The following is a 21,830-nucleotide window of genomic DNA, read 5'->3' as shown; positions in this document are numbered from 1 at the left end:
CGCTACCGGGTTTTTGCCTCCACAAACGGCGGCTTGGCGACTTCACATTCGACCTGGCGGCCGCGTACGTCCACCGCAACCCGCTGCCCGTCGGCGATGTCGTGATCGGTGTCGAGCAACGCGAGCGCGATGCCGACTTTCAAACTCGGAGAGAAGGTTCCCGATGTCGTCACCCCGACCGGAGTGGAGCCGTCGAGCACCGTCAGCTCGGGCCGCAGCACTCCCCTGCCAACGGCGCGCAGACCGCGCAGCAGTCGCTTCGGGCCCGCCTCCTTCTCGGCGAGCAGCGCGTCGCGGCCCCAGAATGCATCCTTGCGCCAACCGATGGCCCAGCCGCACCGTGCCTGCAACGGCGAGATCTCCAGCGACAGCTCGTGGCCGTGCAGTGGATAGCCCATTTCGGTGCGCAGCGTGTCCCGGGCGCCGAGGCCTGCCAGCTGACCGCCCGCCCCGGATACGGCGTCGACGAGTGCGTCGAACACCACAGGGGCGTCACCCCATGCAGGCAGAAGTTCGTAGCCGTGCTCACCGGTGTAGCCGGTGCGGCACACCCGCACCTCGACGCCGTTGAAGTCGGCGTCGGAATACCCCATGTAGTCCATGTCGGTCGGCAACCCCAGCGATCCGACGACCTCCGCCGATTTCGGTCCCTGCACCGCGAGGACAGCGCGCGACCGGTGCTCGTCGGTGATGGTCAACCCGCCGGGCGCCTTGTCCTGCAGCGCGGCGACGACGGCGGCGGTGTTGGCGGCATTGGGAACGAGAAAAATCTCGTCATCGGAGACGTAATAGGCGATCAGATCGTCGATGACACCGCCGGATTCGGTGCAGCACAACGTGTATTGCGCCTTGCCTGGACCGATCCGGCCGAGGTCGTTGGTGAGCGTCGAGTTGACGTATTCGGCCGCGCCGGGACCGCGGACCGCGGCCTTGCCGAGGTGGCTGACGTCGAACAGACCGACAGCGCCGCGCGTTGCGGTGTGCTCGCCCACGGTGCCCTCATAGGCGACAGGCATCAGCCAGCCGGAGAACTCGGCGAAGCTGGCGCCGAGCTGACGGTGCCGTTCCTCTAGCGGGCCATGCTGGATTTCGCTCACGGGGTTCAACCCTAATCGGGCGTTGGCTGCTGGCAGACTCCGGTGGGTGCTCGATTTCGATGCGCTGGAGGCGGCCGGAATCGCCAACGCGCGCGAGCGTGCCGGGCTGATCGAATACCTGGACGGCCTCGGCTTCACCGCCCAGGAGATGGTGGACGCCGAGCGCCGCGGCAGGCTTTTCGGCCTCGCGGGCGATGCTCTGCAACGGTCCGGCCAACCGATCTTCACGCTCCGCGAGGCCGCCGGTGAGCTGGGCGTGCCCGTCGAGGAGCTCATCCGCGCCTGGCATGCACTGGGGCTGAGCGCACCGGACACGGATGAACCGGTCTTCAGCCAGATCGACGTCGACGGTTTGGCGTCATGGGTGGCCATGAAGTCGGCTGTCGGCGATGAGCCGACGATGACGCTGCTGCGGGTGCTCGGCGCGTCGATGGCCCGGCTCGCGGAAGCCGGGTCCACCGCCATCCGCCTCGGAATGCCGGACATCCAGATGGAGCACAGCGCCGACGAGCTCACCACAGCGATGACCTATCGCCGGGTCGGAGAGTTCATCCCGCGCCTCGGGGTGCTCATCGACGCGGTCTTCCGCCATCACACCGTCAGCGCCCGCACCTACTTCGAGGGCGTCATCCGCGATGCATCGGCGAGCGTGGTCTGCGGCATCGGGTTCGCAGACCTGACCGGCTTCACCGCGCTGAGCCAACAGCTCAGCGCAACCGAGTTGTCCGACCTGCTCGTGGAGTTCGCCGCCGCCGTCAGCGATGTGGTCCTCACTGACGGGGGACGGGTCGTGAAGTTCATCGGCGATGAGGTGATGTGGGTGAGCTCGACGCCGGAGAAGCTGGTGAAAGTCGCGTTCGACCTGGTCGAACACCCGGGGGCACGCGAGGCCGGACTCCAGGTGCGGGCCGGCCTGGGTTACGGCTCGGTACTTGCGATCGGCGGCGACTACTTCGGGACGCCGGTCAACCTGGCGGCCCGCCTGGTGGCTGCCGCCGCTCCCGGCCAGATCCTCATCTCCACCGACGTTCGCGACGAGCTGCCGGACTCGGCCGCGATCCTCCAGGATCCGTTGGTGCTCAAGGGTTTCGACACCCCCGTCACGGCCTACGATCTGTACCTGCCCCCTTGACCGATAGGCTCAACCCCCGTGAGCCCTGCAAATCCCGGTTATCAAGCCCCCGCCGTCACCGTCAGCTCGTCGTTGCCCAAGCGCAAGGCCGACAAAACGGTGCTGATCGTGCCCGTGGTCAGCGGAGGCGACGACGACGGCAGAGCTACCGTCGTCGCGAACCCGTTCCTCGACGCCGAGGCCGTCGGCGAGATCGAGGTCGCCCTCGAGTCGCTGGGCGCCAAGGGTGGCCCGGACCAGGTGACACGGGTGGTCGCGCCGTCGCTGCCGGTGGGCAGTGTGATTGCGATCGGTCTCGGCAAGCCGCGTGAAGACTGGCCGTCCGACCTGATCCGGCGCGCCGCCGGGGTCGCAGCCAGGTCTCTGAACGGCACCGAGGCGGCGATCACCACGCTGTCGGACATCGACCTCGAGGCCGCCGTCGAGGGGCTGATCCTCGGCGCCTATCGGTTCAGCGACTTCCGCAGCGACAAGACCGCGCCGAAGGACAAGGGCCTGCGCGATATCACCGCGCTGGTGGCGGACACGAAGGGCAAGGCCAAGGCGCAAGCGCAGCGCGCCACCAACATCGCGACCGCCGTCGCCACCGCCCGCGATCTGGTCAACACTCCCCCGTCGCATCTCTTTCCCGACGAGTTCGCCAAGCGCGCAAAGGCATTGGGTGAAGCTGCCGGTCTCGACGTCGAGGTGCTCGACGACAAGACGCTGGCCAAGGAGGGCTACGGCGGCGTGGTCGGCGTCGGAAAGGGCTCGTCGCGCCCGCCGCGGCTGGTACGGCTGGCGCACCGTGGCGCGAAGAACAAGAAGTCGAAAAAGGTCGCGTTGGTCGGCAAGGGCATCACGTTCGACACCGGCGGTATCTCCATCAAGCCTGCCGCCAACATGCACCACATGACGTCCGACATGGGCGGCGCGGCGGCCGTCATCGCGACGGTGGTGCTCGCGGCCAAACAGAAGCTGCCCATCGACGTCATCGCCACCGTGCCGATGGCCGAGAACATGCCGTCGGCGACCGCCCAGCGACCGGGCGACGTGCTTACCCAATACGGTGGAATCACCGTCGAGGTGCTCAACACCGACGCCGAGGGCCGCCTGATCCTCGCCGACGCGATCGTGCGGGCCTGCGAGGACGATCCCGATTACCTCATCGAGACGTCGACGCTGACCGGTGCGCAGACCGTCGCGCTCGGGGCCCGCACACCCGGGGTGATGGGTTCCGACGAATTCCGCGACCGGGTGGCGGCGCTTTCCCAGGAGGTCGGCGAAAACGCTTGGCCCATGCCGCTTCCCGACGAACTCAAGGACGACCTCAAGTCGACGGTGGCCGACCTGGCCAACGTCAGCGGCTCGCGCTACGCGGGCATGCTAGTGGCGGGCACCTACCTGCGCGAGTTCGTCGCCGACGGCATTGCGTGGGCGCACATCGACGTCGCCGCGCCTGCCTACAACAGCGGCGGCCCATGGGGTTACACCGGCAAGGGCGGCACCGGGGTGCCGACCCGCACCATGTTCGCGGTGCTTGAGGACATCGCGCAGAAGGGCTGAGCTAGACGATCTTTGCGCGTGCCGCGTTGCGCATCGCCTGCGGCAGCACCCGGGCCGTGCCGTAGAGCAGGTAGGCCTCCGGGGTGATTGGCCGGATCGGCTTGTTCTTCCTGACCGCCGACACGATCGCCTTTGCCGCCTTGTCCGGGCCGTAATTTCGACGCCGGAAACCCTGCTCCAGTTGCCGCCGTCGAATCTCGACGCTCTCGTCCGAGCGGTCCGGTGCGTCGAACCGAGTGGTGTGCACGATGTTGGTATCGATGGTGCCTGGGCAGACCGTGGTGAGCCCGATGCCTGCGGCGTCGAGTTCGGCACGCAGGCAATCGGAGAACATGTACACCGCGGCCTTCGACGTGCAATAGGCGTTCAACGATTTCGACGGTGAGTACGACGCCATCGAGGCGACGTTGACGATGTACCCGCCGGTTCCGCGCGCAACGAGGCGCTTCCCAAATGCCCTGCAGCCGTTGACGACACCGCCGAGGTTGACGTCGAGCACCCGTTCCCACTGGTCGGCGGGCGTGTCCAGGAACTCGCCGGCCTGACCGATGCCTGCGTTGTTGACCACCACGTCCGGCACGCCATGTTCCGCGCACACCTGATCGGCGAACCGCTCGACGGCGTCGGCGTCGGACACGTCGAGCACGTACGGGTGCGCGACACCGCCGCGCTCGACGATCTGGGCGGCGGTGTCCTTGACGGTCGCCTCGTCGACGTCGCTGATGACCAGTTCGGCGCCCGCGCGCGCGAAGGCCAAGGCGGTCTCCCTGCCGATGCCGCTGCCCGCACCGGTGACCGACACCAGCGTGTCGCCGAAGTCGTCGCGCTTGCGGCCGACCTGTGCGCGCAGCAATGCGCGACTTGCGGGCTTGCCCTCGAGGAAGTCGACCAGCTCGGCGACACCCACGGCCAGCACCTGCGGATGCGACATCGGCGACCAGTGGCCCGCGTTGATATCGCGCCGCCACAGTCGCGGCACCCAGCGCGACAGGTCGTCGAAGCCGTGCGGGCGGACCACCGGGTCCTTGGCGCCGACGATCAACTGCACGGGCACGCTGACGTAGCGGTCGGCGGGGAACTCGGTCGGTGGCGAAACCGCCAGCGCGCGATAGATTTTCAGTGAGTTGACGAGGTCGACGCACGCGGTTTCGCTGCGGTAACGCTGGTCGGCGGGCACCCGGTCGGTCAACAGCTTGTTGGCGCTGCGCCGCATCAGGCGCTTGAAGACCGCAGGCGCGACCACCGGCGCCGCGAACGGGTACCAGTACGCGAGCCGGAGAAGGCGGTCGACGGCCCTGCCGAACTGCACGGGCCGGTACGGCCGCTTGAGGCTGTCGAAGATGTACCCGCCGTAGTGGGCGATGCCAGGCCCGGACGCCGAGGTGAAGGAGGCCACCCGATCGCAGGCACCCGGCCGGCCCAGGTACTCCCACGCGGCCACCGAACCCCAGTCGTGGCCAAGCAGATGTACGGGCTCGCCGGGGCTGACGGCCGCGATCACCGCACCGAGATCATCGGCGAGCCGGGCGATTCTGTATGCCGAAACAGGTTTGGGCACAGACGATTTGCCCACGCCGCGGCTGTCATAGCGGATGATGCGGAACCGGTCGGCCAGCCGCGAGACGACCCCGTCCCACAACACGTGGGAATCGGGCCAGCCGTGCGCCATCACCAGCGTCGGCCCGTCGGGGTTGCCCTGCTCGTAGGTGGCGATGCGAACACCGCCGGTGCTGTCGACGAAGCGCTCGCGGATTGTGTCCTGCACGGCCCGTACCCTAACGGTCTTCCAGCTCCCGCCGAGCGGCGCGTTCCCGTTCGATACGGCGGCGGGCGTCGTAGTCGCGCATGCGTTGCGGGTAGCCGACCTTCTGCACGTCGTAGACCGGAATCTGCAGCCGATCGCTCAGCCGCCGTGCGCCCGAATCGCCGCCTGCGCGACGCCGCGTCCATTCACCGTCGCCGGCCACCAGCACGACGGTGACCTCGGTGACCGTGGTCTTCGGCTCGATAAACGCCTCGACGCCTGCGCGCTGGGCGGCCCACTCCCGCAGGTATGCCAGGTCGGCGGCGGGATCATTGCCGCCGCTGCCGCGCCGTGACCCGGCACGCCGAAACCTGTCGAACAGTCCCAATACGGCCGTACTCCTTCCGGAGCTTCCGCGCTCCACCTCCATCGATAGTGCCAGAGCAACAGCTGTGCAGGTCTGGGGCGAGCGGTCGGGCTCGACATGACAGGATGGGAACCGGCATTCGACCCGTGACGACCAACCGTTCGAGGGAGTCAATAGACATGGCAACTTCCGTCCAGATGCCGGCACTCGGCGAGAGCGTCACCGAGGGGACCGTCACCCGGTGGCTCAAGCAAGAGGGCGACACGGTGGAGCTGGACGAACCATTGCTCGAGGTCTCGACGGACAAGGTCGACACCGAGATCCCGTCCCCCGCGGCAGGCGTGTTGAAGAAGATCGTGGCCCAAGAGGACGACACCGTCGAGGTCGGCGGCGAGCTGGCCGTGATCGGCGACGAGGACGAGGACGACGGGGGTAGCGAGGAGCCGAAGTCCGAGGAACCCGCCGAGGAGCCTGCGGAAGAGCCCGCTGAGGAGCCCGAGCCCGCCGCCGAGGAGGAAAAGCCCGAAGCCGCCGCCGAACCCGAGGAGAAGTCCGAACCCGAGAAGAAGCCGGCAGCCTCGTCAGGCGGCGGCGACGCCACCCCGGTGCTGATGCCCGAGCTGGGCGAGTCGGTCACCGAGGGCACCGTCACGCGTTGGCTGAAGGAAGTCGGCGACAGCGTCGAGGTTGACGACCCGTTGGTGGAGGTGTCCACCGACAAGGTCGACACCGAGATCCCATCGCCGGTGGCAGGCACGCTGATCAGCATCACCGCCGAGGAGGACGACACCGTCGCCGTCGGTGGCGAACTCGGCAAGATCGGCGACGCCGGGGCGGCGCCCGCCGAAGAGCCCGAACCCAAGGAAGAGCCCAAGGAAGAGGCCGAACCGGAACCCGAGCCCGAGCCCGAGCCCGAGCCGGAACCCGAGCCGGAACCCAAGGAAGAGGCGAAGCCCGAACCCAAGGAAGAAGCCAAGCCGGAACCGAAGACCGAGCCGAAACCGGAGCCCAAACCTGAGCCGGAAGCGGCTTCGGAACCGTCAGGTGACGGCGCGCCGTACGTGACACCGCTGGTGCGGAAACTGGCCAGCGAGAACGACATCGACCTCGCGGCGGTGACCGGCAGCGGCGTCGGCGGGCGCATCCGCAAGCAGGATGTGCTGGCCGCGGCCGAAGCCAAGAAGGCACCGGCACAGGAGGCCCCCGCCGCCAAGAAGGAGGCGCAGGCGCCCGCCGCGAAGGCTGAGCCCGCCTCAGCGCTGGCGCATCTGCGCGGCACCACCCAGAAGGCCAACCGCATCCGGCAGATCACTGCGAAGAAGACACGCGAATCGCTGCAAGCCACAGCGCAGTTGACGCAGACCCACGAGGTCGACATGACCAAGATCGTGTCGCTGCGGGCGCGGGCGAAGGCCAGCTTCGCCGAACGTGAGGGTGTGAACCTGACGTTCTTGCCGTTCTTCGCCGTTGCCGTCGTCGACGCGCTCAAGGCGCACCCGAACGTCAACGCCAGCTACAACGAGGACACCAAGGAGATCACCTACTACGACGCCGAGCACCTCGGTTTCGCGGTGGATACCGAGCAGGGCCTGCTCTCGCCGGTCATTCACAACGCGGGCGACCTGTCGCTGGGAGGTCTGGCGCGGGCCATCGCCGACATCGCGGCGCGGGCGCGGTCGGGCAACCTCAAGCCCGACGAGTTGTCGGGCGGGACCTTCACGATCACCAACATCGGCAGTCAGGGCGCGCTGTTCGACACCCCGATCCTGGTGCCGCCGCAGGCGGCGATGCTGGGCACCGGTGCGATCGTCAAGCGTCCCCGTGTGGTGGTCGACAAGAGCGGCAACGAGTCGATCGGCGTGCGCTCGGTCTGCTATCTGCCGCTGACCTACGACCACCGCCTGGTGGACGGCGCGGACGCTGGTCGCTTCCTGACCACAATCAAGCGCAGGCTCGAAGAGGGCGCCTTCGAGGCGGACCTGGGGCTGTAGAGCCACGTGGCCACCGTTGCGATTGCGGGGTCCTCGGGACTGATCGGCGCGTCGCTGGTTTATGCACTGAGGGCCACCGACCACCGGGTGTTGCGCATCGTGCGCCGGGCACCGTCGAATTCCGAAGAGCTGTTCTGGAATCCGGACACCGGGGAGTTCGATGCGAGCGCGCTGCGCGGGGTGGACGCCGCCGTCAACATGTGCGGCGTCAACGTCGGCGCCAAACGGTGGTCGGGCGCGTTCAAGCAGAGCTTGCGCGACAGCCGGATCGACCCCACAGAGGTGCTGTCCGCGGCGGTGGCCGAGGCGGGGGTCGGTGTGCTGATCAACGCGAGCGCGGTCGGCTACTACGGCGACACCGGCAACCGGATCGCCGACGAGACGGCTCCTCAGGGGCGCGGGTTTCTCGCCCAGTTGTGCCGCGACTGGGAGGCTGCGACGGCACCGGCGCAGCACGCGGGCGTGCGCGTCGTGCTGGCCCGGACCGGGCTGGTTCTGTCCCCGCGCGGCGGGATGCTGAGCCGGCTGCGACCGCTGTTCTCGCTGGGTCTGGGCGGGCGGCTCGGCAGCGGCCGGCAGTACATGCCGTGGATCAGCCTCGAAGACCAGGTCCGCGCGCTGCTGTACGCGATCTTTCACGACGAGCTCGCCGGCCCGGTCAACTTCACCGGCCCTGCGCCGGTGACCAATTCCGAGTTCACGACGGCGATGGGCCGTGCGCTGAACCGGCCGACAGCCCTTCTGGTTCCGGGATTCGCCCTGAAGACATTGCTGGGCGAATTCGCCGAGGAAGGGCTGCTTGGCGGGCAGCGCGCCATCCCCGCGGCGCTCGAACGCGCGGGCTATGAGTTCCGCCACAACACCGTCGGCGAGGCATTGGCCTACGTCACGAGTACCGTCGAATCGTGAGTTCTATCCGGTCGGCGACCACACCGATCGACGTTCGGCCGTTGGGCACCGTCGACTACCAGGACGCCTGGATTCTGCAGCAGGAGTTGGCCGACGCGCGCGTCGCAGGCGGACCCGACACGCTGCTGCTGCTCGAGCACCCGTCGGTCTTCACCGCGGGGCGCCGCACGCTGCCCGAGGAGCGCCCGGCCGACGGAACTGCCGTCATCGACACCGACCGGGGCGGCAAGATCACCTGGCACGGCCCCGGTCAGCTGGTCGGATATCCGATTATCGGTCTGGCTGAACCGCTCGATGTGGTTAATTTCGTTCGGCGCCTTGAAGAGTCGTTGATCCATGTGTGCGGCGAGCTGGGGCTGGAAACCGTGCGCGTCGCCGGCCGGTCGGGTGTGTGGGTGCCTGCGGACGACAGGGGCCCGGCCCGCAAGGTCGGCGCGATCGGGGTCCGGGTGTCGCGGGCGACCACCCTGCACGGCTTCGCGTTGAACTGCGACTGCGACCTGAGCGCGTTCTCCGCGATCGTGCCGTGCGGTATCGCCGACGCCGGGGTCACTTCGCTGACAGCCGAACTCGGCCGCCACGTCGGCGTCGACGACGTCGTCGACCGCGTCACGGCCGCTGTGTGCGACGCGCTGGAGGGCCGGCTGCGGGTAGCGTTGACGTCGTGAGTGTCGTCCCGGAATCCAATGTCGCCGGCCATGCGGCTCCGGAAGGCCGCAAGCTGCTCCGCCTGGAAGTCCGCAACGCGCAGACTCCGATTGAGCGCAAGCCGCCGTGGATCAAGACCCGGATGAAGACGGGCCCGGAGTACACGCAGCTCAAGAACCTGGTTCGGCGCGAGGGCCTGCACACCGTCTGCGAGGAAGCCGGCTGTCCGAACATCTACGAGTGCTGGGAGGACCGGGAGGCGACGTTCCTGATCGGCGGCGAGCAGTGCACGCGGCGCTGCGACTTCTGCCAGATCGACACCGGCAAACCGGCCGACCTGGACCGCGACGAGCCGCGCAGGGTCGCCGAAAGCGTTGCCACCATGGGCCTGCGGTACGCGACCGTCACCGGGGTGGCCCGAGACGACCTGCCAGACGGCGGCGCGTGGCTGTACGCCGAAACGGTGCGCTACATCAAGAAGCTCAACCCCGGCACCGGCGTCGAATTGCTGATTCCCGACTTCAACGGTGAACCCGCGTTGCTGGAGCAGGTATTCGAATCACGGCCAGAAGTGTTGGCGCACAACGTCGAAACGGTTCCGCGAATCTTCAAGCGGATCCGCCCCGCGTTCCGTTATGACCGCAGCCTCGCGGTGCTCACCGCCGCGCGTGACTACGGGTTGGTGACCAAGAGCAACCTGATCCTCGGCATGGGCGAGACAACGGACGAGGTGCGCACGGCGTTGACGGATCTACTGGACGCGGGCTGCGACATCGTCACGATCACCCAGTACCTGCGGCCGTCGGCGCGTCATCACCCGGTGGAACGCTGGGTCCATCCAGATGAGTTCGTCGAGCTCGCGGCCTTCGCGGAGGGGCTCGGCTTTGCCGGGGTACTCGCCGGGCCGCTGGTGCGGTCGTCGTATCGGGCCGGTCGCCTCTATTCGCAGGCAGCGGGCTCGAGGGTTTCACACCCACCCGTATCCTGAACCAATGGCGAAGACCACCCGCAGCAAGGCCGAAGTCAAGGCCGCCAAGGCCGAGGCCAAGGCCACTCGCAAGGCCGCATCCAAGCAGCGCCGCAGTCAGCTGTGGCAGGCGTTCCAGATCCAGCGCAAGGAGGACAAGCGCCTTCTGCCGTACATGATCGGCGCTTTTGTGCTGATCGTGGCGGCCTCGGTGGTGGCCGGGGTGTTCGCGGGCGGGATCACGATGTTCACGCTGATCCCGCTTGGCGTGGTGCTCGGCGCGCTGGTGGCGTTCATCATCTTCGCCCGCCGGGCGCAGAAAGCGGTCTATCACAAGGCCGAAGGTCAGGCAGGCGCGGCGGCATGGGCGCTGGAGAACCTGCGCGGCAAGTGGCGCGTCACCCCGGGCGTCGCGGCGACCGGCCATCTCGATGCCGTGCACCGTGTCATCGGCAGGCCGGGTGTGATCTTCGTCGGCGAAGGCTCGGCGGCGCGGGTGAAACCGCTGCTGGCGCAGGAGAAGAAGCGAACCGCGCGGCTGGTTGGCGACGTCCCGATCTACGACGTCGTGATCGGCAACGGCACCGACGAGGTGCCGCTGGCGAAGCTGGAACGCCACCTGAACAAGCTGCCCGCGAACATCACCGTCAAGCAGATGGACTCGCTGGAGTCGCGGCTGGGCGCGCTTGGCTCCAAGGTCGGCCCGGCGGCGATGCCGAAAGGCCCGATGCCGAACGCGGCGAAGATGCGCGGCATGCAGCGCACGGTACGCAGACGCTAGCTCAATGACGCCCAAACGTACGTTTGGGCGCAGAAGTGCGAGTAGATCGCACCAGTTCGTCGATCTCGGAGGCTAGCGCCGCACCACCGCGGTGTTGGTCAGCCGATCGTGCAGCCCGCGCATATCGGAGTCGGTGAACAGCGGCGGTATCACCAGCGCGATCAGCAGGCCGCGGACCACCGCACGCCCCAACCCGACATGGAGCCGGTTGTCGACGGGCACCACGATCAGGCCGAGCGCGTACTGGCCTGGAGTGAACCCGAAAAGCCGGACCGATACCGCGCCAAGCACGAACCAGACCAACAGCACTGCGGTGGACAGCGTCTGCACGCTGAACCACCCGAATGTCATGGCCAGGGCGGCCAGGCCGTAGGCGATCAGCCAGTCGACGAACAGGGCTCCGATGCGCCTGCCCATCCGCGCAAGCGATTCAGGCCCGCTGGGGGGTAGCCCCAGCCGCTGACCTGGATAATCATTAGGTCGCTGGTCTGTCGGTTCCGGCCCGACGGGCGGCGGACCAGATAGCCAGGAACCGAAGCTGGAAGGCATGGTTCCAGCATAGGTCTGGAGGAATTGCGTAACTTCGGCGCAACATACGGTTGACTGCAGTGCAACATCGTGTCCATAGCGTCATGCCCCGGGTTAACACAAAGATAAAAGGAGAGTCTTCAGTGGCAGATAAGACCGCCGACGACATCATCAAGCAGATCAAGGACGAAGAAGTCGAGTACGTCGACATCCGGTTCTGCGATCTGCCCGGCGTCGTCCAGCATTTCTCGATCCCAGCGTCGGCGTTTGACGAGAGCGTGTTCGAGGACGGATTGGCGTTCGACGGCTCGTCAGTCCGCGGTTTCCAGTCCATTCACGAGTCGGACATGATGCTGCTGCCCGATCCCGAGACCGCGCGCATCGACCCGTTCCGGGCCGCCAAGACGCTGAACCTCAACTTCTTCGTGCACGATCCGTTCACCCGCGAGGCGTACTCGCGTGACCCGCGCAACGTGGCCCGCAAGGCGGAGAATTACCTGACCAGCACCGGCATCGCCGACACGTGCTTCTTCGGGGCAGAGGCCGAGTTCTACATCTTCGACTCGGTGAGCTTCGACTCGCGGATCAACGGCACGTTCTACGAGATCGATTCCGAAGCCGGCTGGTGGAACACCGGTGAGCCGTTCGAGTCGGACGGCAGCGCGAACCGCGGTTACAAGGTCCGCCCCAAGGGCGGGTACTTCCCCGTCGCGCCGTACGACCACTTCGTCGACCTGCGTGACCAGATGGCGACCAACCTGCAAAACGCCGGCTTTGTCCTGGAGCGCGGCCACCACGAGGTGGGCACCGCGGGACAGGCTGAGATCAACTACAAGTTCAACACCCTTTTGCACGCGGCTGACGACTTGGTGCTGTTCAAGTACATCATCAAGAACACGGCGTGGGCGGCGGGCAAGACCGTCACGTTCATGCCCAAGCCGCTGTTCGGCGACAACGGCTCAGGGATGCACGCCCACCAGTCGCTGTGGAAGGACGGTAAGCCGCTGTTCCACGATGAGTCGGGCTACGCCGGTCTGTCGGACACCGCACGCCACTACATCGGCGGCATCCTGCACCATGCGCCGTCGCTGCTGGCGTTCACCAACCCGACGGTGAACTCGTACAAGCGACTGGTGCCGGGCTACGAGGCGCCGATCAACCTGGTGTACAGCCAGCGCAACCGTTCGGCCTGCGTGCGCATCCCGATCACCGGCAACAACCCGAAGGCCAAGCGCCTCGAGTTCCGCTGCCCGGACAGCTCGGGCAACCCGTACCTGGCGTTCGCGGCGATGATGATGGCCGGCTTGGACGGCATCAAGAAGAAGATCGAGCCGCAGGCCCCGGTCGACAAGGACCTCTACGAACTGCCGCCGGAGGAGGCCGCGGGCATTCCGCAGGCGCCGACCTCGCTGGCAGCGGTGATCGACCGCCTCGAGGAGGATCACGAATACCTCACGGAGGGTGGAGTTTTCACCGAGGACCTGATCGAGACGTGGATCTCCTACAAGCGCGAGAACGAGATCCTGCCCGTGCAGATCCGTCCGCACCCGTACGAGATCGCGTTGTACTACGACGTGTAACCAGCACAGCATCTGGGCCGGGCGAGCGTATCGCCCGGCCCTTTTGCGCGCTAGGGTCAGCTATGAGCAACCTGGACGCCCGCTTGGCGGGTTATCACTCCCCTGTCTTGAGCGCTTTCCGCATCATCTTTGGGCTGCTGTATACGATCCACGGCTCGCAGAAGCTGTTCGGCTGGCCGGTCGCGGCGCCTGGCGGCCCGGTCGAGGTGGGCGCCTGGCCATTTTGGTGGGCGGGGCTGATCGAGTTCGTCCTTGGCATTCTGATCACCGTCGGGTTCGTTACGCGCATCGCGGCATTCATCGCCTCCGGTGAGATGGCGTTCGCGTACTTCTATCAGCACTGGCCGCCGCTCAAGGGCGGCGGCGCGAGCTTCTGGCCGATCGCCAACGGCGGCGAGCTCGCCATCATGTTCTGCTTCGCGTTCCTTTTGATCGCGACGACGGGTGCGGGCACGTTGTCAGCAGACGCCCGCCGACGGCCGGGTGTCCGGCGAACCGTTGGGGCTCCGCGCCGACGGGTCGACCGCGTGGCCGACGACCCGCCGCGCCGACGGCCAGGACTACTCGACCGCTTCCGCCGGTAGGAACTTCCTTACGTCTTCTCCGTCATCGGCTCAGCCGATCGACGGCAGGCTCCGCTACACAGTGGGTTTGCCAACCGCCGCATTCAGCGGTCCAGGGCCAGGTCCTTGCGAAACCGCTTCATGCCGTCGATTTTCTCGTCAAGCGTTGCATCCGGTCCGGCGTAGAACATCCACGGCATCGTGATGATCCCTGTGATGCCCGCAGCTTCCGCGCGCTCGTAGTGCTCGGGCATGAAGGCATCGGTCAACGGTGTCAGGACCTCGAAACCGGCCATCGACAAACCGTTCTCGGCGCGCAGTTCCCGCACCCGCTCGACGCCCGCGATCGCCCGGTCCGTGGAGATCAAGTCGCCGATCCATCCGTCGTTGCGCGCCGCTCGCCGAAGCGCGACATCGCTCAGTCCGCCGACATAGATCGGGATTCTCGGCGGCGTCGGCTCCATCTCCAGCCGCGGCGTCTTGTAGAACTCGCCGTCGAACTCCGTCCACCCCGGCTGCCACAGCGCCCGGAACAGCTCCAACATCTCGTCCGTCCGCTTACCCCGCCGCGCGAACTGCTGGCCCATCAACGTGAACTCTTCTTCACACCAGCCCACCCCAACGCCCAGCTCCACCCGCCCGTCGGACAGATATGCCGCCGTACCAATCGCTTTCGCCGCCGCATAGGGGTCCCGCATCGCCGGGATGTACACCGTCGTGACGAATTTCAAGCCCGTCGTCACCTGTGCCATCGCGCCCACCAGCACCCAAGGATCGGGCCACGGAGTGAATTCCTCCCAGCGCCGCTTCCCGTCACGCGTGTAGGGATACGGTGTCGACAACGTCTCCAAATTGATGATGTGGTCCGGAATCCCGACACCCTGGTAGCCGAGATCGTCAGCGGCCTTGGCGATCTCGACCGCTTCCTTCAGTTCGCGGAACGCCGTGCTCACATAGAACTTCATCCCGCGTCCCTCGCCCACACCGGCTTGATGAAGATTCCCTCCGCCTCCACCGTCTTACCCTCGGCGTCGTACATGTGACCACTCACAAACGTCTTGTGACCATCAGTCCGCTCGATCGCCGCCTCCGCCCGCAGCTTCCCCAACGGCGTACCGCGCAGGTACCGCAGCGTGATAGTCCCGGTGAACAGCGGCTTGGTCAGTCCTTCGCTGGCAGCTTCACCGAGCAGTTGATCGAGCACCATGGCCAGAACGCCGCCGTGCACCCACCCCGGCGGCCCCTGGTATGCCTCCCCCAGCTCGAACTCGCTCCACCACAAGCCATCCGGCTCCTCGCTTATGACGAGGGGCGGCGCAATCGCGTTGCGAAACCCGGTCACCGGATTTCCCCACACCACGGGGCGTTGGCCCACCGCAAGGCGAACCTGCTCGCCAGGCCCGGTCCCGAGTTTGTCGACCGCGGCCTCGATCAATGACTGCGCTTCACGAATCGCCGCCTCGTCCGCGCTCGATTGAATGCCCGCCTGAATCAGCCGACGCACCGAATCGATCAACGGCGTATACAAAGATTTCAACCGATCGTGTTCGGCGGCGCTGATCTCCTCGAACGCAAAATCTATCGGCTCAGCCACGTGAATTAACCACCAAAGACCTTTCGTACCACCGTCTTTGCCCGACGGGTCACCCGCAGATAATTGTCGAGAAATTCGCTGCCGTCGCCGCTGTCCCAACCCGCGGCCACCGCGACCGCGTTGAGCTGCCTGCCCGGCCCCGGCAGTTGGTCGTTCGGCTTGCCACGCACCAGGACCAGCGCGTTTCGCGCCCGCGTCGCCGTAAGCCACGCCTCCCGCAGCAGATCCACGTCGCCCTCGGCGATTAGTTCCGCCGCGCCAATCGCGTCCAGCGTCTGCAGTGTCGATGTGTTGTGCAGAGCAGGCGTCTTGTGCGCATACCGAAGCTGCAGCAGCTGAACCGTCCACTCAATGTCGGCCAGGCCGCCGCGACCAAGTTTGGTGTGTGTGTTGGGATCTGCGCCACGCGGCAAGCGTTCGGAGTCGATCCGCGCCTTGATGCGACGAATCTCCTGCACCGCCTCGGCCGACACACCACCCGACGGGTACCGCGTCTTGTCGGCGAGCAGCAGGAACCGCTCACCAAGCTCCTCGTCCCCCGCGACCCGATGCGCCCTAAGCAGTGCCTGAATCTCCCACGGCTGCGCCCATTGCTCGTAGTACGTCGCGTATGAAGACAGTGTTCGCACCAGCGAACCGTTACGCCCCTCGGGTCGCAGACCCGCATCGACCTCCAGTGGCGGATCGGCGCTCGGTGTGCCCAACAACGAACGCACCTGCTCGGCAACGGTGATCGACCATCGCACCGCACCGGATTCGTCGAAGCCGGTGTTCGGATCGCACACGAACATCACGTCGGCATCGGACCCGTAACCGAGCTCGCCGCCGCCAAGCCGACCCATGCCGATCACAGCGATTCGCGCGGGCGCATTACCGTCTGACGGTGTGTTCGCGCGGATGACGGCTTCCAACGCCGCCTGCAGCACCGCGACCCACACCGAAGTCAACGCCTTGCAGACGTCAACGACCCCAAGCATTCCCAACAAGTCCGCCGATGCGATGCGCGCCAGTTCTCGACGGCGCAATGTCCGCGCAGCCGCGATCGCGCGCACCGGATCTGCATGGCGCCCCGCCGAGGCCACCAGCGCCCGCGCCAGCCCATCGGGTTCGACCTCGAGCAGCTTCGGCCCGTTCGGCCCGTCCGCGTACTGCCGTATGACCTCCGGCGCCCGCATCAGCAGGTCGGGCACATACGCCGACGTTCCCAACACGTGCATCAGCCGCTTCGCCACCGCGCCCTCGTCGCGCAGCGTGGACAGGTACCACCGATGGTCGGACAGCTCGTCGCTTATCCGCCGGTAGGCCAGCAGCCCAGCATCGGGATCCGGCGTGTCGGACAGCCAGTCCAATAGCGTGGGCAACAACACCTGCTGCACCCTGCCGCGCCTGCCGGTATGCCCGGTCAGCGCGGCAAGATGCGTCAAAGCGCTCTGTGGCCCTTCATATCCGAGCGCTGCGAGCTGGCGTTCGGCGGCCTGCGGCGTCAACATCGCCGGCCGGCCAACCCCTTCCAGCAACGGCTGGTAGAACAGCTTCGCGTGCAGCCGGGACACCCGGTGGCTCTGCCGCTTGAGCTCTTCGCGCAACACCCCGAGCGAATCGCGCTGACCATCCGGCCTCATGTGGGCGGCGCGGGCCAGCCACCGCATCGCCTCGACATCGCCCTCGTCGGGCAGCATGTGCGTGCGCTTGAGGCGCTGCAGCTGTAACCGGTGCTCGAGCAGCCGCAAGAACTCGTACGACGCTGTCAGGTTGGCCGCATCGTCGCGGCCGATGTACCCGCCCGCGCTCAGGGCCGAGAGCGCGTCGATCGTCGACGCCACATGCAGCGATTCGTCGTTGCGGCCATGTACGAGCTGCAGCAGCTGGACGGCGAACTCGACGTCTCGCAGCCCGCCGGTGCCGAGCTTGAGCTCTCGGGTCCTCTCATCGGCGGGCACCAACGCCTCGACGCGGCGACGCATGGCCTGCACCTCCGGCACGAAGTCCTCGCGCTCGCACGCCGTCCACACCATCGGCATCAGCGCCGCGATGTACTGCTGACCGAGTTCCGCGTCACCGACCGCGGGCCGCGCCTTCATCAGCGCCTGAAACTCCCAGGTCTTGGCCCAGCGCTGGTAGTAGGCGATGTGCGAGTCCAGCGTCCGGACCAGCTGACCGCGCTTACCCTCCGGGCGCAGCGCCGCGTCGACCTCGAAGAACGCCTCCGACGCGAACCGCATCATCTCACCGGCCACCCTGGTGGTGGCGCCGTCGGCCACCTCGGCGACGAAGATGACGTCGACGTCGCTCACGTAGTTCAGCTCACGGGCGCCGCACTTGCCCATCGCGATCACCGCCAGCCGCGGCTGCTGGCCGTCCTCGCCACACACCGATCTGGTCGCCACCTTGAGTGCGGCGGCCAATGCGGCGTCGGCCATGTCCGACAGATGCTCGCCGACCACGGGAAACGGCAGCACCGGCTCGTTCTCCACAACCGATGCGACATCAAGGCCTGCGAGCACCAGCAGCCGGTTTCGGTACAGCGTCTGAAGGACAGGCCGTACATCGTTTGTGCCACTGACCGATTCGGCAACCTCGGTGAACTCGGCCAGCAGGTCGGCTGCCGAGGGCAACTTCACCTCGCCCGCCAGCAGATGCCAGGACCGCGGGTGGGCGGCCAGATGGTCGCCCAGCGCCAGCGACGAGCCAAGCACACCGAAGAGTCGGCCGCGCAGGCCCTTGTCCTTGAGTAGCGCGTGGTTGAGCTCGTCCCAGTCCCGGCCGGACGCCTCGGCCAGCCGGACCATCGTCTTCAGCGCGACGTCGGCGTCGGGGGCCCGGGACAGCGACCACAGCAGCTCGACGTGCGCGTCGGTGTTCCAGCCGAGTCGGTTCAGATCAGCGGTGGCCGACGGTTCGACCAACCCGAGCCGGCCAACGCTGGGCAACTTGGGTCGCTGCGTCGCAGGTTTGGCCACACTAAAAGCTATCGCAGCCCGTAGCGCAGGCCGTACCGCGACCCGCTAGAGCGACAGGTAGGTCTTCAGCTCGAACGGTGTGACGTGGCTACGGTAGTTCTCCCACTCAGCCCGCTTATTGCGCAGGAAGAAGTCGAATACGTGCTCCCCCAACGCTTCCGCGACGAGCTCAGAGCCCTCCATCTGCTCGAGCGCCGCGCCGAGGCTGCCCGGCAGTTCGCGATAGCCCATCGCCCGACGTTCCTCGGGGGTGAGGCTCCACACGTTGTCCTCGGCTTGTGGGCCGAGCACATAATTCTTCTCCACACCGCGCAGGCCGGCCGCCAGCAGCACGGCGAACGTGAGATATGGGTTGCACGCCGAGTCGGGGCTGCGCACCTCGACGCGACGCGACGACGCCTTGCGTGGCGTGTACATCGGCACCCGGACCAACGCAGAGCGGTTCGCGAAACCCCACGATGCCGCCGTCGGCGCCTCGCCGCCGTGTACCAGCCGCTTGTAGGAGTTCACCCACTGGTTGGTCACCGCGCTGATCTCGGTGGCGTGCTCCAGAATGCCTGCGATGAAGGACTTTCCGGTGTCGGACAGTTGCAGTGGGTCGTCCGCGCTGTAGAAGGCGTTGTTCTCGCCCTCGAACAGGCTGATGTGTGTGTGCATCGCCGAACCGGGATACTCGGCAAACGGCTTTGGCATGAACGAGGCCTTCACGCCGTCACCGAGTGCGACCTCCTTGACCACGTACCGGAACGTCATCACGTTGTCGGCCATGGACAGGGCGTCGGCGTAGCGCAGGTCGATCTCCTGCTGGCCTGGCGCGCCTTCGTGGTGGCTGAACTCGACCGAGATGCCCATCTGCTCAAGCGCGTCGATGGCATGCCTGCGGAAGTTCGGCGCCGAGTCATGCACGGCCTGGTCGAAGTAGCCGCCGTTGTCGGCAGGGATCGGCTCCGTGCCGTCGTCGGGCCCCGGCTGCAGCAGGAAGAACTCGATCTCCGGGTGCACGTAGCAGGAGAAACCCAGATCGCTGGCCTTTGCCAGCTGGCGGCGCAGCACGTGCCGCGAGTCGGCCCATGACGGCGATCCGTCGGGCATCGTGATGTCGCAGAACATCCGCGCCGAATGGTGCTGGCCCGCGCTGGAAGTCCACGGCAGCACCTGGAAGGTGGACGGATCGGGCCTGGCGACGGTGTCGGACTCCGAGACTCGGGCGAATCCCTCGATCGACGAGCCGTCGAAGCCGATGCCTTCCTCGAACGCCCCTTCGAGTTCGGCGGGCGCGATCGCTACCGACTTGAGGAATCCGAGCACGTCGGTGAACCACAGCCGGACGAATCGGATGTCCCGTTCCTCCAGCGTGCGCAGCACGAATTCCTTCTGCCGATCCATAGCCGCAGCGTAGGCACCGTCTGTTAATTCTGTGTTACCGATGAGGCACCAGGCCCGCGAAATTACGGCCGTCAGATTTGGCAGCACGGATTCACTGGGGGTTTGGCGCGCTCCTGCGCCCGGGTAACCCCTTTCTGGTTGGGGGCTTGTATGCCAGTTCGCTCCAGCTGCGAATCTCACGCAGCGGCGACGAGGGAGGAGCCCACAGTGGGAATCAAGAAGATCGCGGCGGTAACGGCCGCCGCCGGCGCGTTGAGCGCGGCCGGTTTAGGACTCGGTGCAGGTTCGGCCCAGGCCGATCAGATCTGGGTTCCCGACATCCCAGGGGTTCCCTGGGGCTCGGGACACTGGGTCGATGAGTGGATACCTGACGCTCCGCCGGGCCAGGTCAAGAAGTGGTGTCCGGCTCCCTTCGACTCCCCGCCCGGTCATTGGTACGGGGGTCCGCACGGAATCCCCTGCACCTAGCACCGCAGGCCTGCGGGCGGTTGAACCTGGTCGATGAGAAACGCGACCACCGCGGTGTCGACGCAGGCGTCGCCGTTGAACACCACGGTGTGCTGGGTGCCGTCGAAGGTGATCAGGCTGGCGTCCATCTGCCTGGCCAGGTCGACACCGGCCTGATAGGGCGTGGCCGGGTCGTGGGTGGTGGACACGACGACGACCTTTCCCTTGCCGGGTGAGACCGCGGCGTGCGGCGTCGCCGACGCCGGAACGCCCCAATTCGCACAGATATCCCGCGGCGCATAACCCGTGAAGGAGCCGTAGCTGAGGAACGGCGCGGCCTGGCGGGCCCGTTGGTCGGCCGCGGCCCAAACCGCCGGGTCGGTCGGGAACTGTGAGTTGACGCAGCGGATCGCGTAGAACGCGTCCTGCGAGTTCTGGTAGTGGCCCATCGGGCCGCGGTTCAGATAGTCGTCGGCGAGCAGCAGCAGGTCGCCGGGGTCGCTTTTCCGCTGCAGGCCCAGCAGTCCACTGGTCAGGAACTTCCAGTACTGCCGGGAGTAGAGGGCGTTCACGGTGCCGGTGATCGCATCCTGATAACTCAGCCCGCGGGGATCAGAGGTCGTCGCGGGTTGGCTGGCCAACGGATCGATCAATTGGTGGTACCGGTCGACGAACTGCGCAGGGTCGTTGCCGAGCGGGCATCCCACCAATTGCGCGCAGTCGGCGGCGTAATCCTCGAACGCCGTCTGGAATCCGGCCATTTGACGCAGGTTCTCGTCAATCGGGTCCAGGCTCGGGTCGACGGCGCCGTCGAGAACCATGGCGCGGATTCGATCGGGGTATGCCTCCGCGTACGCCGAACCGATCTCTGTGCCGTACGAGAACCCGAGATAGTTGATCTGGTTCTCGCCGAGCGCCGCCCGCACCACGTCCATGTCCTTGGCCGCCGCCGCTGTGCCGACGTTGGCCAGCAGATCCTTGCCCACCCGGTCGACACAGTCCTGCGCGAATTTGCGATACAGATCCTCGATGTGCGCGACGCCCGAGGGGCTGTAGTCGACGTTCGGCTCCGTTCGGTAGGCATCGAATTCGGCGTCGGTGCGACAACGTATTTCGGGAGTGGAATGTCCGACCCCGCGGGGATCGAAGCCGACCAGGTCGAACCGGCGCGCGATCTCGGTGCCGGCGAGCCCCGCCCCCATACCCGCGACGGTGTCGACGGCCGACGCCCCTGGCCCGCCGGGGTTCACCATCAACACCCCGATCCGGTCACCGGTAGCGGGGATCCGCATGACCGCCAATTGTGCTTGTGCGCCTTCGGGATTGGCGTAGTCGACCGGGACCGACACTGTGCCACATTGCGCGGTCGGGATGGCGCTGGTGTCACCGACGAACGTTTCGCAGCCGCCCCAGACCGGCGGCTGACCGTACACCTGGGTCGACTGCCCCTCCGGGGTCGCCATCGCGGGCGGGCATGTGAAACCGACGACCAGCGCCCATGCCAGCAGCGCTGCGCCACACCTCCCCGCCCACCACATGGCTGTCATCGTCGCACGCCCGTCATGGCCGCACCGAAGCCGCAATCGGACGG

19 protein-coding genes are annotated in these 21,830 nt (G+C 66.9%); 10 read left to right on the top strand and 9 right to left on the bottom strand.

What is annotated here, in order from left to right:
• Nucleotides 1-2: 2 nt before the first annotated feature.
• On the bottom strand, nucleotides 3-1,097 hold the full coding sequence (gene gcvT / locus D6M19_RS25805) for a glycine cleavage system aminomethyltransferase GcvT (protein WP_123028120.1): 1,095 nt from the start codon (nucleotides 1,095-1,097) through the stop codon (nucleotides 3-5).
• Nucleotides 1,098-1,143: 46 nt separating this feature from the next.
• Between gcvT and D6M19_RS25800 the strand changes: the two genes are divergently transcribed.
• Both D6M19_RS25800 and D6M19_RS25795 read left to right on the top strand, forming a co-directional pair.
• On the top strand, nucleotides 1,144-2,229 hold the full coding sequence (locus tag D6M19_RS25800) for an adenylate/guanylate cyclase domain-containing protein (RefSeq protein WP_123028119.1): 1,086 nt from the start codon (nucleotides 1,144-1,146) through the stop codon (nucleotides 2,227-2,229).
• 18 nt (nucleotides 2,230-2,247) lie between these two features.
• Nucleotides 2,248-3,774, top strand: coding sequence for a leucyl aminopeptidase (locus tag D6M19_RS25795; RefSeq protein WP_123028118.1), 1,527 nt, complete (start codon nucleotides 2,248-2,250; stop codon nucleotides 3,772-3,774).
• Nucleotide 3,775: 1 nt separating this feature from the next.
• On the opposite strand, the gene D6M19_RS25790 is transcribed toward D6M19_RS25795, so the two are convergent.
• Both D6M19_RS25790 and D6M19_RS25785 read right to left on the bottom strand, forming a co-directional pair.
• Nucleotides 3,776-5,539, bottom strand: a complete 1,764-nt coding sequence (locus D6M19_RS25790) for an SDR family oxidoreductase (RefSeq protein WP_123028117.1) — start codon at nucleotides 5,537-5,539, stop codon at nucleotides 3,776-3,778.
• 10 nt (nucleotides 5,540-5,549) lie between these two features.
• The gene (locus D6M19_RS25785; RefSeq protein ID WP_123028147.1) at nucleotides 5,550-5,906 is read right to left on the bottom strand and encodes an oxidoreductase; all 357 of its coding nucleotides are present in this window, start codon (nucleotides 5,904-5,906) and stop codon (nucleotides 5,550-5,552) included.
• A 158-nt stretch (nucleotides 5,907-6,064) separates the two neighbouring features.
• Here D6M19_RS25785 and sucB point away from each other — a divergent pair, with 158 nt between their 5' ends.
• The 5 genes from sucB to D6M19_RS25760 are packed head-to-tail and all read left to right on the top strand — an operon-like array spanning nucleotide 6,065 to nucleotide 11,181.
• Entirely contained in the window at nucleotides 6,065-7,876 is a 1,812-nt protein-coding gene (gene sucB / locus D6M19_RS25780; protein WP_123028116.1) for a 2-oxoglutarate dehydrogenase, E2 component, dihydrolipoamide succinyltransferase, read from the top strand.
• A 6-nt stretch (nucleotides 7,877-7,882) separates the two neighbouring features.
• Nucleotides 7,883-8,785, top strand: a complete 903-nt coding sequence (locus D6M19_RS25775) for a TIGR01777 family oxidoreductase (protein ID WP_123028115.1) — start codon at nucleotides 7,883-7,885, stop codon at nucleotides 8,783-8,785.
• Entirely contained in the window at nucleotides 8,782-9,453 is a 672-nt protein-coding gene (lipB, locus tag D6M19_RS25770; RefSeq protein ID WP_123028114.1) for a lipoyl(octanoyl) transferase LipB, read from the top strand. The genes D6M19_RS25775 and lipB overlap by 4 nt, the downstream gene beginning before the upstream one ends.
• Nucleotides 9,450-10,421: a lipoyl synthase gene (gene lipA / locus D6M19_RS25765; protein ID WP_123028113.1), complete on the top strand. Its 972-nt coding sequence runs from the start codon at nucleotides 9,450-9,452 to the stop codon at nucleotides 10,419-10,421. The genes lipB and lipA overlap by 4 nt, the downstream gene beginning before the upstream one ends.
• Nucleotides 10,422-10,425: 4 nt before the next feature.
• The gene (locus tag D6M19_RS25760; protein WP_123028112.1) at nucleotides 10,426-11,181 is read left to right on the top strand and encodes a DUF4191 domain-containing protein; all 756 of its coding nucleotides are present in this window, start codon (nucleotides 10,426-10,428) and stop codon (nucleotides 11,179-11,181) included.
• Between the two features lie 72 nt (nucleotides 11,182-11,253).
• Here the strand turns inward: D6M19_RS25760 and D6M19_RS25755 are convergent, their stop codons facing one another.
• Nucleotides 11,254-11,730, bottom strand: a complete 477-nt coding sequence (locus tag D6M19_RS25755) for an RDD family protein (protein ID WP_123028111.1) — start codon at nucleotides 11,728-11,730, stop codon at nucleotides 11,254-11,256.
• A gap of 122 nt (nucleotides 11,731-11,852) precedes the next feature.
• Between D6M19_RS25755 and glnA (D6M19_RS25750) the strand changes: the two genes are divergently transcribed.
• Nucleotides 11,853-13,289, top strand: a complete 1,437-nt coding sequence (gene glnA, locus D6M19_RS25750; protein WP_123028110.1) for a type I glutamate--ammonia ligase — start codon at nucleotides 11,853-11,855, stop codon at nucleotides 13,287-13,289.
• A gap of 62 nt (nucleotides 13,290-13,351) precedes the next feature.
• Nucleotides 13,352-13,873 carry a DoxX family protein gene (locus D6M19_RS25745; RefSeq protein ID WP_123028109.1) on the top strand — a complete coding sequence of 174 codons (522 nt, stop codon included), beginning with the start codon at nucleotides 13,352-13,354 and terminating at the stop codon, nucleotides 13,871-13,873.
• Nucleotides 13,874-13,956: 83 nt separating this feature from the next.
• Here the strand turns inward: D6M19_RS25745 and D6M19_RS25740 are convergent, their stop codons facing one another.
• Genes D6M19_RS25740 through glnA (D6M19_RS25725) form a run of 4 tightly spaced genes read right to left on the bottom strand, consistent with a single transcriptional unit; the run spans nucleotide 13,957 to nucleotide 19,792 of the window.
• Nucleotides 13,957-14,817 (bottom strand): TIGR03619 family F420-dependent LLM class oxidoreductase, encoded by an 861-nt coding sequence (locus D6M19_RS25740; RefSeq protein WP_123028108.1) that lies wholly within the window; start codon nucleotides 14,815-14,817, stop codon nucleotides 13,957-13,959.
• Entirely contained in the window at nucleotides 14,814-15,434 is a 621-nt protein-coding gene (locus tag D6M19_RS25735; protein ID WP_123028146.1) for a PaaI family thioesterase, read from the bottom strand. Before D6M19_RS25735 ends, D6M19_RS25740 begins: the two co-directional genes overlap by 4 nt.
• A gap of 17 nt (nucleotides 15,435-15,451) precedes the next feature.
• The gene (locus D6M19_RS25730) at nucleotides 15,452-18,406 is read right to left on the bottom strand and encodes a bifunctional [glutamine synthetase] adenylyltransferase/[glutamine synthetase]-adenylyl-L-tyrosine phosphorylase (RefSeq protein WP_123028107.1); all 2,955 of its coding nucleotides are present in this window, start codon (nucleotides 18,404-18,406) and stop codon (nucleotides 15,452-15,454) included.
• Nucleotides 18,407-18,451: 45 nt separating this feature from the next.
• Nucleotides 18,452-19,792 (bottom strand): type I glutamate--ammonia ligase, encoded by a 1,341-nt coding sequence (glnA, locus tag D6M19_RS25725; RefSeq protein ID WP_123028106.1) that lies wholly within the window; start codon nucleotides 19,790-19,792, stop codon nucleotides 18,452-18,454.
• A 207-nt stretch (nucleotides 19,793-19,999) separates the two neighbouring features.
• Between glnA (D6M19_RS25725) and D6M19_RS25720 the strand changes: the two genes are divergently transcribed.
• Nucleotides 20,000-20,260: a hypothetical protein gene (locus D6M19_RS25720; RefSeq protein ID WP_123028105.1), complete on the top strand. Its 261-nt coding sequence runs from the start codon at nucleotides 20,000-20,002 to the stop codon at nucleotides 20,258-20,260.
• Here the strand turns inward: D6M19_RS25720 and D6M19_RS25715 are convergent.
• Entirely contained in the window at nucleotides 20,257-21,786 is a 1,530-nt protein-coding gene (locus D6M19_RS25715) for an alpha/beta hydrolase (RefSeq protein WP_123028104.1), read from the bottom strand. The genes D6M19_RS25720 and D6M19_RS25715 overlap by 4 nt on opposite strands.
• Between the last annotated feature and the right edge of the window lie 44 nt (nucleotides 21,787-21,830).

This window comes from Mycolicibacterium stellerae (assembly GCF_003719305.1).
Classification (GTDB): Bacteria; Actinomycetota; Actinomycetes; order Mycobacteriales; family Mycobacteriaceae; genus Mycobacterium; species Mycobacterium stellerae.
Note: the sequence above shows the minus strand (reverse complement) of the source record. Positions and strands in the feature narration are given on the sequence as shown.

Coding starts and splice junctions, on each gene's coding strand:
- D6M19_RS25715 (WP_123028104.1), bottom strand. CDS start 21,786: ATGACAGCCATGTGGTGGGCGGGGAGGTGTGGCGCAGCGCTGCTGGCA.
- D6M19_RS25740 (WP_123028108.1), bottom strand. CDS start 14,817: ATGAAGTTCTATGTGAGCACGGCGTTCCGCGAACTGAAGGAAGCGGTC.
- D6M19_RS25745 (WP_123028109.1), top strand. CDS start 13,352: ATGAGCAACCTGGACGCCCGCTTGGCGGGTTATCACTCCCCTGTCTTG.
- sucB (WP_123028116.1), top strand. CDS start 6,065: ATGGCAACTTCCGTCCAGATGCCGGCACTCGGCGAGAGCGTCACCGAG.
- D6M19_RS25755 (WP_123028111.1), bottom strand. CDS start 11,730: ATGCCTTCCAGCTTCGGTTCCTGGCTATCTGGTCCGCCGCCCGTCGGG.
- glnA (WP_123028106.1), bottom strand. CDS start 19,792: ATGGATCGGCAGAAGGAATTCGTGCTGCGCACGCTGGAGGAACGGGAC.
- D6M19_RS25760 (WP_123028112.1), top strand. CDS start 10,426: ATGGCGAAGACCACCCGCAGCAAGGCCGAAGTCAAGGCCGCCAAGGCC.